Origin of the sequence: Tenacibaculum retecalamus (assembly GCF_027941755.1) — a bacterium.
Taxonomy (GTDB): domain Bacteria; phylum Bacteroidota; class Bacteroidia; order Flavobacteriales; family Flavobacteriaceae; genus Polaribacter; species Polaribacter haliotis_B.
Map to the genome: position 1 here is coordinate 2677963 of NZ_CP115916.1, position 22438 is coordinate 2700400.

A 22438-nucleotide genomic window follows, 5' to 3' on the forward strand; every position below is an offset into this window, starting at 1 on the left:
CCTTTTATAAATTTTTTAACGCCTGTTTTATGAGTGTTTCAACACTAGCATCAGGTGTTTCTTTTAATATATTTCCGATAACTTTATCTGCCTGCTTGCGGGCAAATCCAAGAACCTCTAATGCAGATAACGCTTCTTCTTTACTTGTATTGTTTTGAGCAATTGAAACTTCATCTAAATCAAAAATCTTTAAAACTTTATCTTTTAAATCAACAATAACACGTTGTGCCGTTTTTGCGCCAATTCCTTTTACAGATTGTATTGTTTTTACATCTTCTGAAGCAATTGCTTGTTGTATTTCTTCAGATGTCATTGATGATAACATTGTTCTTGCAATACTTGGATCGACTCCTGAAACAGAGGTAAGTAATCTAAAAATTTCCCGTTCTACTTTAGTAAAAAAACCATACAATGTATGTGCATCTTCTCTTACAGATAAATGCGTGTACAACAACACATTTTCATCATCTGGTAACGAAGAATACGTATGTAAAGAAATGTGTAATAAATATCCTACTCCATTACAGTCTATTACTGCATAAGTAGGGTTTTTCTCCACAAGTTTCCCCTTAATTTGTGTGATCATTCTATTAAATTTCTACTTGTCTAATGTAGACAAATTATTTAGTACTAAAAACTTAGTTTTTATTTCCCTTATTTTGAGCATCTACAACTGCTACTGCTGCCATATTTACCATCTCATCTACACTTGCTCCTAATTGTAAAATATGTACAGGTTTGCTCATTCCTAATAAAATAGGCCCAATAGACTCAACGCCATCAACCTGTTTCATTAACTTATAAGTAATGTTTGCTGATTCTAAATTTGGGAATATTAAAATATTTGCTCTTTTACCATTCAGTTTAGAAAAAGGAAATTCTTTTGCTAACAACTCCGGGTTTAAAGCAAAATCTGCCTGTAACTCTCCATCAACAATTACATTCGGATGATTACGATGTATGTACGAAACTGCTTCTCTTATTTTTACTGAACTTTCAGCTTTTGATGAACCAAAATTTGAAAAACCTAGCATAGCAATATGTGGTTTCATTCCAAACATTTTTGCTAAGCCCGATGTTAATTGACTAATCTTTGCTAATTCTTTAGCCGTTGGGTTGATATTAATAGTTGTATCAGCTAAAAACATTGGCTCTTGCTTGGTCAACATCATATTTGTTGCTGCAACTCTAGTAACACCTTTTTCTTTTTCTATTAACTCTAACATTGGTTTTACAACCGATGGATACGACCTGGAATATCCTGTAATTAAAGCATCTGCTTCACCAGTATTTACCATCATCGCGGCAAAATAATTACGCTCACGCATCCATTTTTGGGCTTCTAAAAAAGAAATACCTTTACGTTGCCTTGTTTTCCAAAAAGTCTCAGCATACCTGTTTCTTCTATCGGTTTCTTCATCTGTTTTAGGATCAATAATAACAACTTCGGCATCAAAACCTAGCTCTTCTTTTAATTCTAAAATAACATCTTTTCGCCCTAATAAAATAGGAATTCCGATTTTCTCATCATAAACTCGCTGTGCTGCTTTTAACACATCTAAATGATCTGCTTCTGCAAAAACCACTCGTTTTGGGGCTTTTTTTGCTCTGTTATGAAGTAAACGAATTTCTTTACTTCCGGTACCAGAGCGATCCATTAATTCTTCACGGTACGCATTCCAATCTGTAATTGGTTCTTGGGCTACGCCAGAATCCATTGCTGCTTTCGCAATTGCAGGCGGAATCTCATATATTAATCTTGGATCAAATGGTTTTGGTATAATATATTCTTTACCAAATGAAAGACTTACTTCGTCGTATACAATGTTTACTTGCTCAGGCACCGATTTTTTTGCCAAATCTGCTAAAGCATGTACCGCTGCCATTTTCATTTCTTCATTAATCTTGGTCGCTCTAACATCTAAAGCACCTCTGAAAATAAATGGAAAACCAAGTACATTGTTTACCTGATTAGGATGATCTGATCTTCCTGTTGCCATGATAATATCATCACGCGTATCAACTGCTAATTGATATTCAATTTCAGGGTCTGGATTAGCCATTGCAAAAACAATAGGGTCTTTAGCCATCGACAATAACATCTCAGGATTCACGACATTTCCTTTTGATAAACCTATAAAAACATCGGCATTATGCATTGCTTCTTCTAAAGTGTTGATGTCTTTATCGGTAGCAAATTCTTCTTTTTGTGATGTTAAATTATCGCGATCTTTTCTGATAACTCCCTTACTATCACACATCACTACATTTTCTCTTTTTGCGCCTAATTTTAAATACAATCGTGTGCAAGAAATTGCAGCTGCTCCTGCTCCGTTTACTACAATTTTAACAGTAGTAATATCTTTACCTATAATTTCTATTGCATTTTTTAATGCTGCTGCTGAAATTATTGCTGTACCATGCTGGTCGTCATGCATTACAGGAATATCTAACTCCTCTTTTAACCTTCGTTCAATTTCAAAAGCTTCTGGAGCTTTAATATCTTCTAAGTTAATCCCTCCAAAAGTAGGAGCTATTGCTTTAACTGTTTCTACAAATTTATCAACATCCGTAGCATCAACCTCAATATCAAAAACATCAATATCAGCAAAAATTTTAAACAATAATCCTTTCCCCTCCATTACAGGTTTCGAGGCTTCAGGCTCAATATCTCCTAAACCCAATACTGCTGTTCCGTTGGTGATAACAGCTACTAGATTACCTTTGGCTGTATATTTATAAACATTATCTTTATCTTTTGCTATTTCTAAACAAGGCTCTGCTACCCCAGGAGAATACGCTAACGATAAATCGTGTTGTGTAGTATATTTTTTAGTAGGTACTACTGCTATTTTACCTGGCTTTGGCTTGGCATGATATAGTAAAGCTTCACGCCTTTTTCTAGAGTCACTCATAGGTTCGTTGTTGTTTGTTTGAACTTACAAATATACGTTTTTGTTATTTAGTTAAAACTTTAAAACATGACTAAAATCATTTTTTGAAAATAATAGCTTTCATAATTTTGCTATGATTTTAAACTAAAAAGATATGAAAACTCCTCCAACAAAAATTATCAACGAAGAAGTAAAATGGGATAAAACGCAAACAATTGTTAGTAAGACAGACATTCATGGAACAATTATTTATGCCAATAGTGCATTTACAGAAGCTTGTGAATATAGTGCTATTGAACTAATAGGCGAACCACATAATATTATTCGACATCCTGACATGCCAAAAGCTGCTTTTAAAGCCTTATGGGATGCACTTAAAAAAGGAGAAAACTACCATGCAATTGTTAAAAACTTAACAAGAACTGGTAGATACTATTGGGTGATTACCGATTTTACCATTGATAAAGATGAAAACGGAAAAGTTACAGGATATACAGGTCGAAGAAAATCGATACCAAAAAGTATTATTGAGAAAATTGAACCCTTATACAAAACACTCTTAGATATTGAAAATTTAAAAGGTGAAAAAGCAAGTGAATTATATTTTGAAGGCTACTTAAATGAAGAAATTGGCAAAAGTTATGATGAATTTGTTCTTGATTTATTTGTAGAAGAATCTTTGAACCAAAAAAAGGAAGGAAGTGCGTTTAAAAAAGGGTTAAACTGGTTCTTTTTTGGAGATACAGACCCCCAATAATTAACATGTGTTAATTCAATAAAACATGTTAATTATTATTTTTGTACTTAAATAAATAAACTATGTCAAGCCACCCATTACGCCCCCAGCAAATTCTTAACGAAGAAATTAAGTGGGATAAAACACAAATTATCAGCAGTAAAACTGATGCAAACGGAACTATATTGTACATGAACGATGCTTTTGAAGCAGCTTCTGAATACAATAAAATAGAATTAATAGGAGAACCTCACAATATTATTAGGCATCCTGATATGCCGAAAGTAATTTTTAAAGTATTGTGGGAAAACCTAAAACAAGGAAAAAATTTCCATGCTATCGTTAAAAACCTTACTCGTAGCGGTAGATATTACTGGGTTATTACCGATTTTACGATCGATAAAGATGAAAAAGGAAAAATCGTAGGATATACAGGTCGAAGAAAGGCATTACCAAAAAGTGTTGTTGATAAGATTGAACCTTTATACAAAACACTTTTAAATATTGAACAAGCAAAAAGCGAAGTAGCTAGTGAACTTTATTTTAAAGCTTACTTAAAAGAAGAAGTTGGTAAAAGTTACGACGATTTTGTTGTTGATTTATTTGAAGATGAATCTAAGAAAGAACAACCAACAGCAGGTGATTCACCTACAAAACTGAAAAAAGGTGTAAATTGGTTCTTCTTCGGAGATACTAATCCTAAATAAAATATTAAAAACAGACTTCTTGTAAGTCTGTTTTTTTTTGCGCTAAATCTTCAAAAAGTTTCTTTTTCCTTTCTGTTTTTATTTACAAATAAATACAGACCTTTGTTTTCTATATTATTAACTCCAATTTACGCATATGAAAAAGATTTATAAAATACTATTAGGTGTAGTACTTGTTTTTTTTATCCTATTAATTAGCATCCCTCTTTTATTTCAAGGTAAAATAATCGACTTAGTAAAAACCACCGTTAACAACAACGTAAATGCTCAGGTAGATTTTAGTGATGCCAACCTAAGTTTAATTAGAAATTTCCCAAATGCATCCGTACAACTATCTAACGTAACAGTTATAAATAATGCGCCGTTTAAAGGAGATACTTTAGTTTTTGCAAAAGACATTTTATTAAAATTAAAAATTACCGACTTACTTAAAAGTTCGTCAGGGCAATTAAGTATTCATTCTTTTACGATTGATAATGCTTTAGTAAACGTACTTGTTGATGAAAAAGGAAATGCTAATTACGATATTACCATTCCGTCTGAAACAACTACAGATACAACTAATGAAGCGCCTTCTACTTTTGGGTTATCTATCAATTCATACGCAATTACCAATGCAGCTATAAAATACAATGACAAACAAGGTAAGATTGCGCTTGAATTAACCAATTTCAATCATGCTGGAAGTGGTGATTTCTCACAATTAAATACAGAGTTAGACACCCAAACAACTACCGATATTTCATTTGCTATGGATGGAAATTCATACGCTAAAAATCAAAAATTACAACTCGATGCTATTTTAGGAATGGATTTAGTTAACAATAAATTTTCGTTCTTAAAAAATGAATTAAAACTAAATGAGTTGCCCTTAATTTTTGATGGTTATGTACAATTAAACGACACCAATCAAGAAATTGACCTTAGCTTTAAAACACCTTCATCAGATTTTAAAAACTTTTTAGGTTTAATTCCGCAAGCTTACACAAAAAGTATTGCCAATGTTACTACGAAAGGGAGTTTTAGTGTAAAAGGAAAAGTTAACGGAATTTTAGATGCAACGCATATTCCGAAGTTAGATATTGTTGTGCAGTCTGAAAACGCTTCATTTAAATATCCTGATTTACCTAAAACTGTTAGAAACATTAACATTAATGCCCAGGTAAAAAACACCACAGGTAAACTAGAAAACACTTTTGCGAGCATTAACAATCTTTCATTTAAAATTGATGAAGATACTTTTTCTGGTAAAGCCACAGCTCACAACATAACAACCAACCCTAAACTAGATGCAACCATAAAAGGAACTTTAAATCTTGCCAAAATTAACCAAGCATATCCTGTTAATTTAGAACAAAAATTAAGCGGTATTTTAAAGGCAAATTTACGCACTCAGTTCGATATGAATGCTATTAAAAATAGTGCTGTAAATCGCATAAAAAATAATGGAACAATACAAGTTAACGATTTTGTATTTTCTTCAGATGATCTTATAAATGCTTTTCATATTAAAGAAGCAGCTGTAGATTTTAAACCAAGTGTAATTACCTTAACTAAATTTAACGCAACTACAGGTAAGAGTGATTTAAATGCCAATGGTACTCTTAAAAATTTACTCGGTTTTTTACTTTCTGATAAAAAATTACAAGGAAAATTAAATGTAAATTCAACCAATTTACATATCAACGACTTTATGCAAGATACTTCAGTAATAACTGAAGAAAAAGAAGAAGACACTACCACAAAAGAAGATACATCTGGAACCTCATTAAAAATTCCGGCTTTTTTAGATTGTACTCTTTTAGCCGATGCAAAAACGGTACATTACGATAATTTAGCTTTAAAAAATGTAAAAGGTACCTTATTTATAAAAGATCAAAAAGCAATTTTACAAAACGTTACGGTAGGTATTTTTAACGGTCAAATTGCTTTAAACGGAGAGGTGAATACTCAAAACAAAAAACCTATTTTCGATATGAAATTAGGCATAAAATCGTTTGATATTGCTGAATCTTTTTCTAGCTTAGAATTACTACAATCACTAGGCCTATTGTGGGCGCTATGAATGGTAAATTAAATTCAGATATTAATTTATCAGGCGCTTTAAATTCTGACTTTACACCAAACTTAACTTCTCTTACAGGTAAAGCTTTTGCCGAATTATTAACCACTAAGATAAATCCGAAGAAAACAAAATCATTGAGTTTATTAACCGATAAATTATCGTTTCTTAATTTAAATGATCTCGATTTATCTGATGTTAAAACTCATTTATCATTTGACAAAGGAAACGTAGTTGTAAAACCTTTTAAGTTAAAATATAAAGACATCGACATAAACGTTGGCGGAAGTCATAGTTTTGACCAAAATATGAATTACAATTTAACTTTAGATGTGCCTGCCAAATATTTGGGGAATGATGTACAAGGTTTACTATCAAAATTAAGTACCGATGACCAAAATGTTACCGTACCAATAACGGCTAATATTACAGGTAACATGTCTAATCCATCTGTAAAAACAGATTTATCTTCTTCGGTAACAAAACTAAGTCAGACCTTAATTAAACAACAAAAAGATAAATTAGTTTCTAATACGTTAAGTAAATTTTTACCTAGCAAAAAGAAAGATACTACAAAAGCAGCTAGCGATAAAAACAAAAAAATACGTGATGTTTTAGGTGGGTTATTTAGTAAAAAGAAAAAAAAGGTAATTAAATTCACAGGCAACCTTTTTACTATTTGCCCTGTCTATAATTTAAGAAGACTTTGTAAGTTATTTAACATTCTTTAAATACACTTTACATAAGTCTTCTTTTATGTTTGCATTAAAAAACTAACTATGAGGAAAATAACTACTCTTTTACTTTTAATAAGCACCACCTTTTCATTTGCTCAAATGAAAGGAAAAGTAACAAATACCAATAAGCAACCACTATCTTTTGTTAGTATTTATCTAGAAAATTCTATTACCGGAACTACTACAAACGATAATGGAGACTATGAATTAACCTTAACTAAAAAAGGAAAACACACTGTTGTTTATCAAATTTTAGGGTATAAAACAGTAAAAAAAACAGTTACTATTTCTTCTTTTCCTTTTGTTTTAGACGTTATACTTACTGAAGAAAAAGTTACATTAGATGAAGTTTTAATTTCTTCGGATGAAAACCCAGCTAATAAAATTATTAGGAATGTTATTGCCAACAAAAGTAAAAACACCGATAAATTTTCCGAGTACAAAGCTGATTTTTATTCTCGTGGATTATTTAAAGTAAAAGATTTACCAAAAAAATTCTTAGGGCAAGAAATTGGTGATATGGGTGGTGGTTTAGATTCAACAAGAAGCGGAATTGTATATCTTTCTGAAACAATTTCTAAAATTTCGTTTCAAAAAAACCTAGCAATTTTAAAGAACATATTATCGCTTCAAAAGTTTCTGGTAGCGATAACGGAATTAGCTTTAATCAAGCAAAAGAAGTGAATTTTAACCTTTACGAAAATTCTTTTGATTTAGCAGATGCTCAAATGATTTCGCCAATTGCTAACGGTGCTTTTGGTTATTATAATTATAAACTAGTTGGAACTTTTTATGATAAAAATAGCAAGCTAATCAGTAAAATAAAATTACTCCCAAAAAGAAAAAACGATCGTGTTTTTAGCGGATTTATTTATATTGTAGAAGATGATTGGGCAATTTATGGTGCTGATGTTGTTGTTACAGGAGCACAAGTAAGCATGCCAATGATAGATTCTCTTCGTATTAAACAAAATTATAATTACTCACTTAAAAACAACGCTTGGATACCCGTTACGCAAACAATCGACTTTAAGGCTGGTATGTTTGGTTTTAATTTTAATGGTCGTTTTTCTGCGGCTTATTCAAACTATAATTTCACCCCAAATTACACTAAAAAATATTTTGGTAGCGAAATTTTATCTTTTGCAGAAAATGCTACTGAAAAAGATAGTTTGTATTGGACTAAAATTCGCCCTGTTACCTTAACTAATGAAGAAGTTTCTGACTATAAATTAAAAGACAGCATTAAAACAAAACGAAAATCTAAAAAATATTTAGATTCTATTGATGTAAAACAAAATAAGTTTAAACCTTTAAATATTCTTTCTGGTTATTCTTACAACGATACTTATAATAAATGGGGCCTTAGCTTTTCATCGCCTATAACAAGTATAAATTTTAATACCGTACAAGGATGGAACTCTTCCGTAGGACTAAACTATTATAAATCTATCAATAAAAAAGGAGAGCGTTTTAATATTGGTACGAATTTTAATTATGGTTTTTCTGATAAAAAAATAAGACCAACTGGATATTTTTCTTACAAATGGAACAATATTACCAATCCTGTTTTAACAATTAATGGAGGTATTACGACCACTCAATTTAATGCAAAACAACCTATTTCAAAATTCTGGAATACTATTAGCTCTGTGCTATTTGAAAGAAATTACATGAAAATTTACGAAAAATCATTTGCGAAAGTTTCTTTTTCAAGAGAAATAACCAACGGTGTTCACATTTCATCTGCTTTAGAATATGCAGATAGAAAACCATTATTCAATACTACAGATTATGTAATGTTTCCGAAAAAAGATGCTGATTATACATCTAACAATCCACAAAATCCTGCTAATTTCACTACTGCTTTTACACCGCATAAAATGTGGTCGTTTACCTTAGGAACTACCATTAATTTTGATCAAAAATACTTATCATATCCTAACGGAAAGTACAATGTGAGCAGTAATAAATATCCATCTTTATTTATCGGTTATAAAAAGAATTTTGGGTCAGGTAATTCTGAATGGAATTCAGATGTAGTGTATTCACAATTATCTCAAAAAATAGCATTAAGCAACTGGGGAGAGTTTAAGTATAAAGCAAAAGGAGGTTTATTTTTACAGAAAAAAGATATTCCGTTTATAGATTATGCCCATTTTAACGGAAATCGCTTATTAATTGCGCCTAATGATAATTATTTAAACAACTTTTACATGTTGCCTTATTATCAGTTAAGCACCAATGACAAATACGGAGAGTTACATGGAGAATACAATTTTAAAGGTGCTCTATTAAGTAAGATTCCATTGTTAAATAAATTAAACTTTCATTTAGTAACTGGAGCAAAAGGATTGTTTACAGCGGGTAACAAACCATATTCTGAATTTGCGGTTGGTTTAGATAATATTGGCTTTGGAAAATGGCGTTTTTTACGTGTAGATTTTGCCCGATCTAACTTTAACGGAAAAAACGAAAACAGAGTGCTATTCGGAATTAAATTGTAATTTTACGTTTATGAAGATAAACGTATTACTTTTTGGTATTGCTACAGACTTAACAGGAAGTACTTCTTTAGAGGTCGTACTTCCTGTTAATTGTAATGTAACAGCTTTTAAAGAACTACTTGTAACACAACATCCAAAGTTAAAAAACATGAGTGCTTATGCCGTTGCTATTAACGAAAGTTATGCAATTGATGAAACTATTATTACAGAAAACGATGTAATTGCTATTATTCCGCCAGTAAGCGGTGGATAATTGTATGTTTTACAATTTATACCCAACACTAAATAATACAACTCTTGGCATTATATAGGTTTTAGAATCGGTTATTAAATAATCTAAAAAGCTATTATTTTGTTTAAAAGTAGTGTCGAATAAATTCTGAGTCGTTAATTTAAACATCCAAGGACTATCTTCTTTTTGATACGATAACACTGCATTAGCAACGTTGTATTTATTATCAATATTTTGGGTTTTATTTTGATAATTATAATGTGTGTAATCAAAATTAAAAACAAATCCGTCTAAAAAATCGTAATCTATATTTACATACGGTTCATTGGTTACAAATTTAGATGTTGAATTACTTGAAGTATATTTACCAATACTTTTTCTAAAACCGGTTTCTATAGTTGGAAAATTATCAAACAAGGTTTCAATACCAACATCAAAACCGTAATCGTTACTTTTATTGGTTACAAAATTATTATTGATGCTTTGTTTAAAATTAGAAGCCTTATAATTACCTTCTAAATTATATCGTATTTTTTTAATTTTCTTTCGTAACGAACTTCTAACGCTCCAACTTTCATTCGGATTGTCTAACATATTAATGGTTAAAAAACGATTTACACCATCAAAATTTACAGCACTTCTAAATCCTTTTACTCTTTTGGTGTAATTTGCATTTGCAAACAACATTAATCCGCGATATAAACTAAAACGATTATAACGAATACGTGCCGAATGATACAATTCGTTTTCTAAATTAGGGTTTCCTTTAAATACCGAATTATAGGATTGTAAATAAAAGCGACTTGCCAATTTAGAAGCGTTTGAAAAATTAGTTTTTAAATTATAATTCAACTGAATTTTCTTTGACTTATTAAACTCTATCTTCATTAAAAAATCTGGCAAAACCACCCATTTATTTTTTTTGATTGATATTGATTGGTTTACGCGCCAATTATAATTGTGTGCATATGCACCTTGCTTAAAAGTAAATATTCCGGTTCTGAATTTATAATGCACTCCTGTAAAAAAGTCGTTGTGCTTTAAAACCGTGGTATTGTTAAATCCGTTTGATGAAAAATCGTTTTCGGTACCATCATCCAACAATTGAAAATCATTACTGATAAATTTTTCTTGCTGATGTGTATTTCCAATCGTTGTATAAATATGATTGTCATTATTTAACACCCAAAAATCTTTAAAAACTGTATATAAATGATGCTTTTCATTTTCATTCAACTGATTAATTCTTAAAGAAGCTTGATTAACATCTAAAGATTGAATAATTGGTTTAATTCTATCTAAAAATGATTGTGAAGCGTTCCAAAAAGTAGTTGGATTATTTTTATCAAACGTATAATTTGCTGTTGATGAAAACGTATGTTTTTCAGACTGATCTTTGTGCCATTCTATATTCTGATTTACATACCAAATATCGTTTTCTTTATTTGTATTGATATTATCTAGTTGATTATTTATAGCCGTAGTGGTTAAATTACCTCTTTCTACAGCCGATTTTTTAACCTGCGTTCTTACATACCATTGTTCTTTGTTATTGGGCGCATACTCAATATTAAACTTACCAATAGCTAATATGTTTTTTGAGAATGTTTTACTTTCTTTTTCTTCTAAAAAAGTAGTGTACTCATTAGTTGCTTGGTTAAAACTTTGGGTATTACTATGAGAAAAAATAGCATACCCAGAAATATCTAACTTACTAGCTATCGTTTTTGTAATATTTAAAGCACCAAAACGCTGTACACTTTGCAAAACATCTTTGTTTTCTAAAAACTGTGAAAAATCACCGCCTCGCCAATTAAAATTACCGTTAAAAACTGCGTTAACGCCACCCTGAAAATTCATATAATCTTTAAACGTAAAAGTTTTTTCGCCAATATTATTTAAGTTACTTATAAAGTTTACATTCGTTTTTGGCGAATAATAAAATAAGTTTGCATTGGTTTTATAAAAATTCTCGTTTCCCTTACCGGCTTCAACATCACCAAAAAGAAAACGTTTTTTATCTTCTTTTAATTTAATATTCATTGCCATTTCATCAGAATCTGATACATTTTTTAAAAAAGCAACTTCATTGTAATTGTCAATCACCTCTACTTTATCAACCGCATCTGCAGGAATATTTTCTACCCCTAATTTAGTTCCACCACCAAAAAACTTTTTACCATCTACCAATAACTTGGTTACTTTTTTTCCTTGTACCGTTACACCTCCGTTTTTATCAACCTCAACACCTGGTAGTTTTTTAAGTACATTTTTAAGCTTGCGTTCGCTACCATTTACAAACTTATCCGTATTGTAAATAATGGTGTCTTGCTTTACCGTTACGGGGAGTTCAATAACCACTTCATCTAACTGATTTTTAGCTTCTTTTAGTACAAAATCTTTTGTAATGTTTGTTATTGGTGTTATCTCAAAATCAACTTTTTCATAGCCCAAATAACTTATACTTATGGTGTATGCATTATTTTTAGTAAGTTCTAAACGGTAACGACCTTGCTCGTCTGTAATAGCAAAACTCATGTTTTTAGTAACATCTTTGGGCTTTGCTATAATATTGGCATACGATAACGGATTTTGTAAACTATCTTTTACAGTACCTTTAAATACCACAGTTTGCGCACTACAAAAACTACTAGCAATAAAAACTAGTAACGGAAATACAATTCTTTTTAGCATTTTTTTTATCTTTTTCTTTCTAAATCTTTAAAGAATTTTCTATTCATTTCTACATACTCAGCATTCGTCATTCGTTTTCCTTTCGTAGGTTTTTTTACAACAATTTTCTCTTTAGGATTTAAAACAATTTTTGTTGCTTTTATATTTATCCTGTTATAAGAAACCTCTAAAATTAACCCTGGTAAACCAAAATAATCGATAGGACCAAAGCTTACAGGTATGGTTGGTGTAAACCATGCAGCTATTTTTAAAAGTGGTTTACCTTCTCTCATTTTCTCAACTGCAAGTGCTTTAAAACACAAGTAATTACCAATTTTTTTTGTTTCTTGCGTTATTGTCCATTTAATTGGCAATAAATCTACACGTAAAGGTTCTGCATAATTAAGCTGTTTATAATAATCTTTTTCAGTACTGTTTGTATAGTATATCGTATTACCTCCAGCTATCATCGATGCCATACTTAAACCTTTATTTTTCTTGGCTCCATTCTTCATCTTTTTTTCAGCTTGGTATAAAGATTCGTTTTTAGAAAACGCTAAAACACCAGTAGCTTTTTCATTATTCATCAACATTTTTCTTATCGTTGAATGTGTTGATCTTGGTCTATTTCCTTTTTCTAATATCGAATCTACTTGTTGCTTAGTAAATGCCTTGAATGAAATAGTGTAAAACACCTTGCCTTGTAAAGTGTTTTGCGCTGATAGTATTGTTGTAAATACAATACATAAAAATAATAGAAAGTGTTTTTTCATAGTTTTTTATATTAAAACCCTATACTTTTGGCTATTTCTTTTAATTTTTTTGAATATTCTTTTTCAGTTATAGGTGTTCCTTTTGTTGGTTTTTTAATTTGCTTATCAGAAATTTCTTTAAATACAATTTCAGATGCTACAATACTTATTTTGCCTATTTCTACTTCTAAAATTAAACCTGGTAATCCGTTAAGGTCTTTAAAGCCAAAACTTAAAGGTATGTTAGGTGTAAACCATACTACCCTATTATTTTTAGAAATCGCCTTGTAACATACATAACCCCCTATTTTTTTATGCTCTTGTGTAATTTGCCATTGTTTTGGTACATATGTTACTAAAAAATCTTCATCATATTCATTAACTGACTTTATGGTTTTTTCTTTTTCATTGTAAAAAACACCATCACTACCACCAACAATTTCAAAAAAATTAATTTTTTCTCTTTCGTCTTCTTTATTAAACTTAACCTTTCTTTTATACAGTGATTTATCCTCTTTAAATACTAATTCAAACGCTGCACTACCTTTAAAAAAAGAAGTTAACCTCCCTTTTTTAATTATTTTTTTATAGTTTACTTCTTTTTTTGAAACTACTTTGTACAAAACAGCACCACTGTTTTTTTGACTAAAGAGTGGTATGGTAATGATGGCTATAAATAAAGTTAAGAGTGCTTTTTTAATCATAAGTAAAGGTTATTTTCTTATCTCTTATCTATTTTAACTAGAAGATTATTAAATTCTTCTTCGGTTATCAAATTTCCTTCTTTTGGTTTCTTTATTACAATTTCTTCCATAGAATTAAGTTCTATTTTGGACGCTACATAATTTATAGGACCAATACGAAGTGCTAAAATTAAACCAGGTAAATTTCCATATCCTTTATGGCCAAACATTAATGGTGTTTTTGGACAATACCATGCTGTTATTTCGGGTAATTTTATTTTATTTTTTTGCTGTTTATTTGTTTGATCTAATATCGCTTTATAACAAGTATAATCTCCAATATTTTTGGTTGTTTGGGTTAAAATCCACTTATCGTTAACCATACTTTTCACAATAAATTTTTCTCCAATGAATTCAACTTTCTTTAACCTTTCTTTACGCTCTTTATTTAAATAAAACTCTTCAGCCCCACCTGTTATTAAAGCTGCATAAGTAAAAAAAAATCATTCTCAGAAACTAGATATTTAACTATTTTATAAGATGACTCATTATTATTAAAAAGTAATTGATAACTAATTTTATCGCTACTTTTCTTTAGGCTATTTTTAAATTTATTTAAAACTGCTTGGTTTTTGGTTTTACCTATATCTTTATCATTAACGCTATATTTGTATAAAACCTTCCCTTTTAATGTATTTTGAGCACCAATATTTATACAGCTTAAAAAAAACATCATTAATGTTATAATACTATGTTTCATATTTAATTTTTTGATAACCATCAAGCATTATTATACCTGATGGTTATTTAATTAATCAGTATTTATCCAATATACTCTAACTCTTCTTCTCTTTTAAGACATGTTTCTTCAGTGGCAATCGCTACAGTTATTCCTATATAAAGACTTCCTGTCATTCCATGTACAAATCACATTCAATTAACTGTTCTAATTCCTCACATGCCTTTTTATTATCCTAACTCGAATTCGCATTCACTAAACCACTTGAAGCAAATACCATTGCTACCATTAAAATTACTTTTTATTTTTTTAAAAAATTGAATTTGTTAATTAATTTTTACGGCTTCTTTATATACAAAGAAGCTTATTTTTACAAATAAGACAGTTTTAACGTTAAAAAATTAAAAAGAAAAATGCGCGCAATTTATAAACATCCTTCTTCTTTTTACTAGCTAGCAAATAATAAAAAGTGATTAACTATTTTATTACATCTCAAACATAATACTTAATTATTTAAAAAAGGGTAATGCTTTAAGAGTTAACCCTATTCCGCTTTAGAGTTAACCCTGATTTTTATCAATAAAACACTAAAAAATTCCCTAACTACTGACTTATAGCGTGTTTACTAAAGTTTATTGATTTCATGTTAAAAACAAACAATTAAACATATTTAATTTTTTTGTTTGTTTTTAAACTTTATACTACTAAATAACACAAGGAAGCCTGCAATTAAAAAGTGCAGGCTTGATTATAAAATAAATATTTACTCCGCTGTTAAAGCTATGTTTAGCTATTTCTTTTTTCTGCTACTTGTTCTAATTCATCATACCAATTTTGTCCAAATTTTCTAACCAGTGCTTGCTTTACAAATTTGTAAACAGGTACCTGTAATTCTTTTCCTAAAGAACAAGCATCATCGCAAATTTCCCATTTGTCGTAGTTAACAGCCGAAAACTCACTGTAATCTTTAACCCTAACTGGGTATAAGTGACAAGAAACAGGCTTTTTCCAATCTACAATCCCCTGGTTGTAAGCTTCTTCAATAGCACATAATGCAGTGTTTTTATCATCAAAAATAACATAGGCACAATCTGCATCATTAATTAATGGCGTTTCTAATTCTCCAAAATCACTAGTAATCCATACGCCCTGTTTTTCAATTGCCTCAATACCTTCCTTACGAAGAAAAGGTTTAATTTTAGGATATATCTCTTCTAAAATTTTTGTTTCCTCCTTTTCTAATGGCGCACCAGCATCTCCATCAATACAACAAGCTCCTTTACAGGCTGATAAATTACAAACAAAATCCTTATCGATAAGGTCTTCTGAAACGATGGTTTTTCCTAATTGAAACATAAAATATATTTAAAGTTGGAAGTTAACAATAACTTCACATAAAATTTAGATGCAAAAATACTAGATTGTAACATTACTTGTATAATTTTGCAGCTGAAAAACAAAATATTATGAATTTTAACTTCAAAGAAATTTTTACTGCCTTTATGGTATTGTTTGCGGTGATTGATATTATTGGAAATATTCCTATTATTATTGACTTACGTAAAAAAGTTGGACATATACAGTCTGAGAAAGCATCTGTTATTGCTGGTTTTATTATGATTTTATTTCTATTTGTAGGAAAACAATTATTAAGTGTAATTGGTGTTGACGTGCATTCTTTTGCTGTTGCGGGTTCGTTTATTTTATTTTTTATTGCTTTAGAAATGATTTTAGGAATCACTTTATATAAAGATGATGACGATGAAGAAACATTAACCGCAACTGTTTTTCCGCTTGCATTTCCATTAATTGCAGATCCTGGTAGTTTAACAACATTACTTTCTTTACGTGCAGAGTTTCATATAACAAATATAATTATTGCTGTTTTACTAAATGTAATAGTTATATATATAGTATTAAAAACATCTCCAAAAATTGAAAAATTTATTGGTAATAACGGAATTAAAATTATCAGAAAGATTTTTGGAGTTATCTTATTAGCCATAGCTGTAAGGTTATTTGCAGAAAACATAAAAGTTTTATTAGCATAAATGGTTTTTGATTGCTTAATTATTGGCGGTGGAGTTTCGGGTATGCAATGTGCATTGGTTTTAGGTTCTGCTCATAAAAAAGAGTATGCTAAAGATAAAAAAATTGGTATTTTAATGCACCAACGTGCTTCTCATTTACAAGATGCCTTATTTAATAATGTTTTAGGTTTACCTGAAGCTACTTTAGGAAGTGATATTTTAACTCAAGGAAAAGAACAATTAAAAAATCAATATCCTCAAGTATCTCAAATTGAAAACGAAAAAGTTATTACCGTTTTAGATGCTGACAAAGGCTATAAAATAATCACCAATAAAAACGAATATTATAGCACATCGGTTGTTATAGCATTAAATTACGCTAAGCCGTTTGAAATTGCTGGATTAGAGCAATATATAGAGCCACATATGAGGGCTAATGTGATGAAAGACAGAATACAATTACGCAATTTTAATCACGTAATTAAAAAAGGTTTATATGTTTGTGGAACTTTAGCCGGTTGGCGAAGTCAATTTGCAATTGCAGCCGGTAGCGGAGCGAGTGTAGCTACTGATATATTAACCGAATGGAATAATAACATTCCAACCAAAGTACATGATAAAAGAACTATTGGTTAGCTTTTAAGCTAATCAATAGTTCTTTTTTATAAGTTCTGCCAATAGGCAGAATTTTGTTTTTAATAAATAAGTTAGTTCCTGTAAACTTCTCTATCTTTTTTAAATTTACAACATACGACTTGTGAATTTGTAAAAATAAACGGGCGTCTAAAGTATCTTTCCAATTTTTTAAAGAATCTATAATTGTTAGTTTTCTATCAATAGTAAAAAAAGTAACATAATTTCTATCAGATTCTAAATACAATATCTCTTCTAAATATACTTTATGGATGGTTTTATCTATATTTAAGTATATAACTTCCCTATCCTTAACTTTTATATTGCTTACTTGATTTTCAGCTTTTGTTACTGCTTTTAAAAAGCGATCAAAAGAAAAAGGTTTTACTAAATAATCTACAATTGTATCTAATTCAAAACTAGATACTGCATAATCAGGATAGGCAGTTGTAATAATTATTTTCGGTGGATTTTTAATTGTTTTTATAAAATCTAATCCTGATATATCAGGTAAATTAATATCTAAAAAAATAATATCAACTGTATTGCTTTTTAAAAACTCATTCGCACTAATTGCTGTTTGAAAAGCAGCTATTAATTCTAAATCCGGAATTTTACGTATATAACTCTTCACAATATTTTGTGCCGGAAGCTCGTCTTCTATAATAATACAATTCATACCTAATTAATTTAAGTTTACAACTAGCAACACCTTAAAAACACCAGTATCATTAATACTTAATTTATACTTATTTTTGTATAATAAATCTAAACGTTTTTTAAGATTATCTAGGCCAATTGCAGCTGTGCTTTGTATAGATTTTTCATTGTAATGATTTTCGCAACTACAGGTTAGTTTATTTTCTTCAGCCTTAATATTTATATCAATAACACTATTAAAAATACTGTGCTTAAAAGCATTTTCTATAATGGTTATTAACAATAACGGTGCTATTTCATAACGTGCATTATCTGTTGAGGTTTGGTAATTAATTTGTTTGATTCCTTCTGTTCTAATTTTATGAAAAGCGATGTAATTGTCTATAAACTTAATTTCTTTCTCAAGATTTACCTTTTCAGCATTGCTTTCGTACAGCACATGTTTTAAGTTGTCTGACAATTTTAAAATCAAATCAGGTGCTTTGTCTGGTTTCTCAATCGCATACGAATAAATTGTATTTAGATTGTTAAATAATACATGCGGATTTATCTGTGATTTTAAGAATTTTAATTCCATTTCAGTTCTTTCCTGCTCTATTTTCAATACTTTTTCTGATTGATCTATGTATCGAAATAACATCCATATAAAAGAGAAAAACAAAAGTGGTGTTAAAGTCTGCCACAAATAATCACTTAAACATTTCATAATCGAACATCCGCAGCGCGCAAAAACATAACAATACAGTTGTGTTGCTAAAAACGAGATGAGTATAAAAATGAGGCTATAGAATAGATACCATTTCTTTTTCACGAAAAAAGGTAACAAAATTTGATTGTTTACATAAACGATAACAACAAGGATGAAAAAATACTGTAAAAACGGATTTTCAGCCCAGTAATAAGGTGTAAAAACAAATAGTGATACAAATACAAATAACACCCAAAAAAGTACGTGTATTAAGAGCTCTGCGCTGTGCTTTCTATTTAGTTTGATCATAGTTGATTGTAAGTAACTAAAATTAAGCCATTCGACAAAATTATAGGTACCAAAGGTTATTTACAAAGTACATACTGCCGCTTTTTAATGCGCTATTGCAGTTGATACCCTTTTTTTAGATGTATATACTTCTGATTTTTTTTAGATGTAAGAAATAAAGACTTTTGAGTAAAACTTAAAGAAATGAAAAAATCAACTATAATACTATTCTTGTTAATTATTAATGTTGCTTTCGGACAACAGATTAATAGCACAACAAAAGACAGTAAAGGCACATTGATGTTATTAGGTAAAACTGATAAAAATGCTTTTAATATTGATGATTTTTCTTGGTTTCAAGAAAATTACAATCAATATTTAACGAACGATAAAGTAGTTCGTCAATTAAAAAAATCTCTTTCAAATTATACAATTAAAGCTTTTTACGGAAGCTGGTGTGGCGATAGTAAAAGAGAAATTCCGAAATTTTATAAAGTAATAGATGAAGTTGGTTTTAATACTAATAAGTTGTCGATGATTGCTGTTGATAAAAAACCAGAAGCTTATAAAGCATCACCAAATGGTGAAGAAAAAGGATTAAATATTCACCGTGTTCCTACTTTTATTTTTTATAAAAATGATAAAGAAATTGGTAGAATTGTTGAATCACCAAAACAAGATTTCGAACGTGATATACTTACTATTATTAACGGTAAAAATTACACACCTAATTATATTGTTGTTGAGCGATTACACGCTTTAATGAAAGTAAAAACCATAAAAGAGCTACAAAAAGATGAAAATAACGTAGTGATTTCATTTTCTGAATTTACTAAAGGAAGTAGAGAATTAAATACATATGGCTATAAATTACTTAGATCTAAAAACACAGAAAAAGCATTGTTTGTTTTTCAACTAAACACTAAAATGTATCCATACAAATACAGTGTTTTCGATAGTTTGGGAGAAGCTTATTTTACTATTAAAAATTATGAGCAGTCATTAAAGAATTATAATAAGGTTTTACAATTAAAACCAAATGACGTCAATGCGCTATCAATGATTGAAAAGATTAAAAAAGTAATCTAATTTCATGCATGAAATTTAGAGATAAGAATATAACACTAAAATCCAAAATAGATGAAATCAATTTTAACATTAATCGCTGTTTGTTTAGTAACAATGGCTGCCAACGCACAAGAATTTAAATTTGTAAATACTACCATAGATTATGGAAAAATAACACAAGGATCAGAAAAGAAACGAGTTTTTGAGTTTACTAATACTGGCAACGCTCCTTTAATTATAAAACAAGTTGTATCCACTTGTGGTTGTGCTGTGCCAAAGAAACCAGAAAAGCCAATTATGCCAGGTAAAAATGGGAGTATAGAGGTTACTTATGATACTAATAGAATAGGCGGGTTTTCAAAAATGTTTACCATCATATCAAATGCAAAAATAAAAAGAACACGAGTAAAAATTAAAGGGTTTGTTGCAGGAAAAAATGCAATTGCTTCCAAATAAAAAAATCCCGAGTGAAAACTCGGGATTTTTTTATCTTGTTTTGATGAACTTATAGTATGATCTTAAAATAAATCTAATAATTTTAATTTACCTTTTACTAAGTGAAATAATAGATTGCTAAAATTACAACTGCTTAGCATCTAATTTAGTGAAAACGGTTATTAAAGTTTGTACTGCATCTAATGTAAATTGTTGATCTATGTTTTCATAAACATCGGTAGATTTATGATAATCTTGGTGATCTGGTACACCAAAATATATAAATGGAATGTCTTTTTTATAAAACGCTGCATGATCGCTAGAGTTTGTCCAATTTTCTGAATTATCTAAACCTTCATGTCCTATGAGTAGTTTAACTTCTCCTATATTATCAAATGAAGAGATTGTTTCTTTTAATACTGGAGAATAACGAGTTCCTACTGCGAATAATTCTTTACTATCACTTCTGGAAATCATATCAAAATTTAAATTTAAAACTATTTTATCTAAATCAATTACAGGATTATCGGCATAGTAGTAAGCACCCTTTAAACCTAGCTCTTCTGCATCAAAAGAAGCTAAAATAACATTATGTTTAGGAGGATTGTTTTTAAAATACTCAGCAAATGCAAATAAGGTGGCAACTCCCGAAGCATTATCATCAGCACCATTAAAAATTTCACCGTTTACTGTACCTAAATGATCGTAATGTGCAGATAATATAATGTATTTTTCCGTATGCTCAGTACCATTTATAAGGCCTAAAATATTAACAGCTTCATAACTTGTTCCTCCATCGAAAGTAAAAGTTTGCTCGAAATCTTCAAGAAGCGGTAACACATTTAAGTTTTCGAAGCGTTCTTTTATATAATCTTGGGTTTTTTTTGCTCCTTGAGTAGCTGTTTTCCTACCTTCAAATTCATCTGAAGACAAAACTTTAATATCATTTAATATTAAATCGGTTGTAAATTCATGTTTTATAGTAGGTGTAGAAAGGGTTTCTCCTTGACTTTCTGACTTACAAGAAACTACAAATACAACTAAAATACCTATAATTAAAAATTGGGCTTTTTTCATAATTGTTGAAATAAATTCAATGCTAAATTAAACAAAAAAATCCCGAGTGAAAACTCGGGATTTTTAATTTTATATAAAAAAGGGTTTATCCTTTTAAACTAGCTTTCATAAACTCGGTATTCATACGAGCAATGTTTTCTAATGAAATTCCTTTCGGGCATTCAACTTCACAAGCTCCTGTATTTGTACAGTTACCAAAACCTTCAGCATCCATTTGAGCTACCATGTTTAAAACACGATCTGTAGCTTCAACTTGTCCTTGTGGTAATAATGCATATTGACTTACTTTAGCTCCAACAAATAACATTGCCGATGAGTTTTTACAAGTTGCAACACAAGCACCACAACCAATACAAGTTGCTGCATCCATTGCGTCGTCGGCATCTTTTTTAGGAATTGGAATTGAATTTGCATCTTGGGTATTTCCTGAAGTGTTTACAGAAATATATCCACCAGATTGCTGAATACGTTCAAAAGAACTTCTATCAACAACTAAATCTTTAATTACAGGAAATGCAGCTGCTCTAAATGGCTCGATCGTAATGGTATCACCATCTTTAAACATACGCATGTGTAATTGACAGGTAGTTACACCTCTATCAGGACCATGTGCTTCACCATTGATATACATTGAGCACATACCGCAAATACCTTCACGACAATCATGATCAAAAGCAACAGGCTCATCACCTTTGTTGATTATTTGCTCGTTAAGTACATCCATCATTTCTAAGAAAGACATATGCTCAGAAATATCGGTTACTTGGTAATCGACCATCTTTCCCTTATCACTTGCGTTTTTCTGACGCCAAACTTTAAGTGTTAAATTCATAATAT

At 29.9% G+C, this 22438-nt stretch carries 23 protein-coding genes; 11 read left to right on the forward strand and 12 right to left on the reverse strand.

All coding sequences use genetic code 11. From position 1 onward, the window contains the following. Positions 1 to 4 precede the first annotated feature (4 nt). Positions 5 to 586 (reverse strand): Holliday junction branch migration protein RuvA, encoded by a 582-nt coding sequence (ruvA, locus tag PG912_RS12565; protein WP_275687801.1) that lies wholly within the window; start codon positions 584 to 586, stop codon positions 5 to 7. Positions 587 to 638: 52 nt separating this feature from the next. Beyond that, a complete protein-coding gene (locus PG912_RS12570; protein ID WP_275687802.1) occupies positions 639 to 2915 on the reverse strand; it encodes an NADP-dependent malic enzyme in 2277 nt (758 codons plus the stop codon). A gap of 133 nt (positions 2916 to 3048) precedes the next feature. Between PG912_RS12570 and PG912_RS12575 the strand changes: the two genes are divergently transcribed. The 7 genes from PG912_RS12575 to PG912_RS12605 all read left to right on the forward strand — a co-directional run bounded on the left by PG912_RS12575 (position 3049) and on the right by PG912_RS12605 (position 9896). After that, positions 3049 to 3651: a PAS domain-containing protein gene (locus PG912_RS12575; RefSeq protein ID WP_275687803.1), complete on the forward strand. Its 603-nt coding sequence runs from the start codon at positions 3049 to 3051 to the stop codon at positions 3649 to 3651. A 62-nt stretch (positions 3652 to 3713) separates the two neighbouring features. After that, positions 3714 to 4337, forward strand: a complete 624-nt coding sequence (locus tag PG912_RS12580; protein ID WP_275687804.1) for a PAS domain-containing protein — start codon at positions 3714 to 3716, stop codon at positions 4335 to 4337. Positions 4338 to 4473: 136 nt separating this feature from the next. Further along, positions 4474 to 6402, forward strand: coding sequence for an AsmA-like C-terminal region-containing protein (locus PG912_RS12585; protein WP_275687805.1), 1929 nt, complete (start codon positions 4474 to 4476; stop codon positions 6400 to 6402). Beyond that, positions 6399 to 7130, forward strand: coding sequence for an AsmA-like C-terminal region-containing protein (locus PG912_RS12590; protein ID WP_275687806.1), 732 nt, complete (start codon positions 6399 to 6401; stop codon positions 7128 to 7130). The genes PG912_RS12585 and PG912_RS12590 overlap by 4 nt, the downstream gene beginning before the upstream one ends. A 105-nt stretch (positions 7131 to 7235) precedes the next feature. After that, positions 7236 to 7820 carry a carboxypeptidase-like regulatory domain-containing protein gene (locus PG912_RS12595; RefSeq protein ID WP_275687807.1) on the forward strand — a complete coding sequence of 195 codons (585 nt, stop codon included), beginning with the start codon at positions 7236 to 7238 and terminating at the stop codon, positions 7818 to 7820. After that, positions 7760 to 9643, forward strand: coding sequence for a DUF5686 family protein (locus tag PG912_RS12600; protein WP_275689057.1), 1884 nt, complete (start codon positions 7760 to 7762; stop codon positions 9641 to 9643). Before PG912_RS12595 ends, PG912_RS12600 begins: the two co-directional genes overlap by 61 nt. Positions 9644 to 9653: 10 nt before the next feature. Next, complete coding sequence (locus PG912_RS12605) at positions 9654 to 9896, forward strand: MoaD/ThiS family protein (protein ID WP_275687808.1); 243 nt, start codon at positions 9654 to 9656, stop codon at positions 9894 to 9896. 9 nt (positions 9897 to 9905) lie between these two features. Here the strand turns inward: PG912_RS12605 and PG912_RS12610 are convergent, their stop codons facing one another. The 6 genes from PG912_RS12610 to PG912_RS12635 all read right to left on the reverse strand — a co-directional run bounded on the left by PG912_RS12610 (position 9906) and on the right by PG912_RS12635 (position 16078). Next, positions 9906 to 12569 carry a carboxypeptidase-like regulatory domain-containing protein gene (locus PG912_RS12610; RefSeq protein WP_275687809.1) on the reverse strand — a complete coding sequence of 888 codons (2664 nt, stop codon included), beginning with the start codon at positions 12567 to 12569 and terminating at the stop codon, positions 9906 to 9908. Between the two features lie 5 nt (positions 12570 to 12574). Next, the gene (locus tag PG912_RS12615) at positions 12575 to 13321 is read right to left on the reverse strand and encodes a GLPGLI family protein (RefSeq protein ID WP_275687810.1); all 747 of its coding nucleotides are present in this window, start codon (positions 13319 to 13321) and stop codon (positions 12575 to 12577) included. An 11-nt stretch (positions 13322 to 13332) separates the two neighbouring features. After that, a complete protein-coding gene (locus PG912_RS12620; RefSeq protein WP_275687811.1) occupies positions 13333 to 14004 on the reverse strand; it encodes a GLPGLI family protein in 672 nt (223 codons plus the stop codon). A 17-nt stretch (positions 14005 to 14021) separates the two neighbouring features. After that, entirely contained in the window at positions 14022 to 14462 is a 441-nt protein-coding gene (locus PG912_RS12625) for a GLPGLI family protein (RefSeq protein WP_275689058.1), read from the reverse strand. Continuing rightward, positions 14462 to 14743: a hypothetical protein gene (locus PG912_RS12630; protein WP_275687812.1), complete on the reverse strand. Its 282-nt coding sequence runs from the start codon at positions 14741 to 14743 to the stop codon at positions 14462 to 14464. Before PG912_RS12630 ends, PG912_RS12625 begins: the two co-directional genes overlap by 1 nt. A gap of 765 nt (positions 14744 to 15508) precedes the next feature. Then, positions 15509 to 16078, reverse strand: a complete 570-nt coding sequence (locus tag PG912_RS12635) for a DUF3109 family protein (RefSeq protein ID WP_260587168.1) — start codon at positions 16076 to 16078, stop codon at positions 15509 to 15511. 110 nt (positions 16079 to 16188) lie between these two features. On the opposite strand from PG912_RS12635, the gene PG912_RS12640 reads away from it, so the two are divergent. Beyond that, a complete protein-coding gene (locus tag PG912_RS12640; protein WP_275687813.1) occupies positions 16189 to 16773 on the forward strand; it encodes a MarC family protein in 585 nt (194 codons plus the stop codon). Next, entirely contained in the window at positions 16774 to 17388 is a 615-nt protein-coding gene (locus PG912_RS12645) for an NAD(P)/FAD-dependent oxidoreductase (protein WP_275687814.1), read from the forward strand. Here the strand turns inward: PG912_RS12645 and PG912_RS12650 are convergent. Then, positions 17378 to 18064 carry a LytR/AlgR family response regulator transcription factor gene (locus tag PG912_RS12650; protein WP_275687815.1) on the reverse strand — a complete coding sequence of 229 codons (687 nt, stop codon included), beginning with the start codon at positions 18062 to 18064 and terminating at the stop codon, positions 17378 to 17380. The genes PG912_RS12645 and PG912_RS12650 overlap by 11 nt on opposite strands. A gap of 6 nt (positions 18065 to 18070) precedes the next feature. After that, entirely contained in the window at positions 18071 to 18730 is a 660-nt protein-coding gene (locus PG912_RS12655; protein WP_275687816.1) for a sensor histidine kinase, read from the reverse strand. 495 nt (positions 18731 to 19225) lie between these two features. Between PG912_RS12655 and PG912_RS12660 the strand changes: the two genes are divergently transcribed. Both PG912_RS12660 and PG912_RS12665 read left to right on the forward strand, forming a co-directional pair. Then, positions 19226 to 20110 carry a thioredoxin domain-containing protein gene (locus PG912_RS12660; protein ID WP_275687817.1) on the forward strand — a complete coding sequence of 295 codons (885 nt, stop codon included), beginning with the start codon at positions 19226 to 19228 and terminating at the stop codon, positions 20108 to 20110. Between the two features lie 51 nt (positions 20111 to 20161). Continuing rightward, the gene (locus tag PG912_RS12665) at positions 20162 to 20545 is read left to right on the forward strand and encodes a DUF1573 domain-containing protein (protein ID WP_275687818.1); all 384 of its coding nucleotides are present in this window, start codon (positions 20162 to 20164) and stop codon (positions 20543 to 20545) included. 123 nt (positions 20546 to 20668) lie between these two features. Here PG912_RS12665 and PG912_RS12670 read toward each other — a convergent pair whose 3' ends face one another. Then, the gene (locus tag PG912_RS12670; RefSeq protein WP_275687819.1) at positions 20669 to 21601 is read right to left on the reverse strand and encodes a M28 family peptidase; all 933 of its coding nucleotides are present in this window, start codon (positions 21599 to 21601) and stop codon (positions 20669 to 20671) included. A gap of 85 nt (positions 21602 to 21686) precedes the next feature. Next, on the reverse strand, positions 21687 to 22433 hold the full coding sequence (locus PG912_RS12675; RefSeq protein WP_275687820.1) for a succinate dehydrogenase/fumarate reductase iron-sulfur subunit: 747 nt from the start codon (positions 22431 to 22433) through the stop codon (positions 21687 to 21689). Positions 22434 to 22438: the final 5 nt, after the last annotated feature.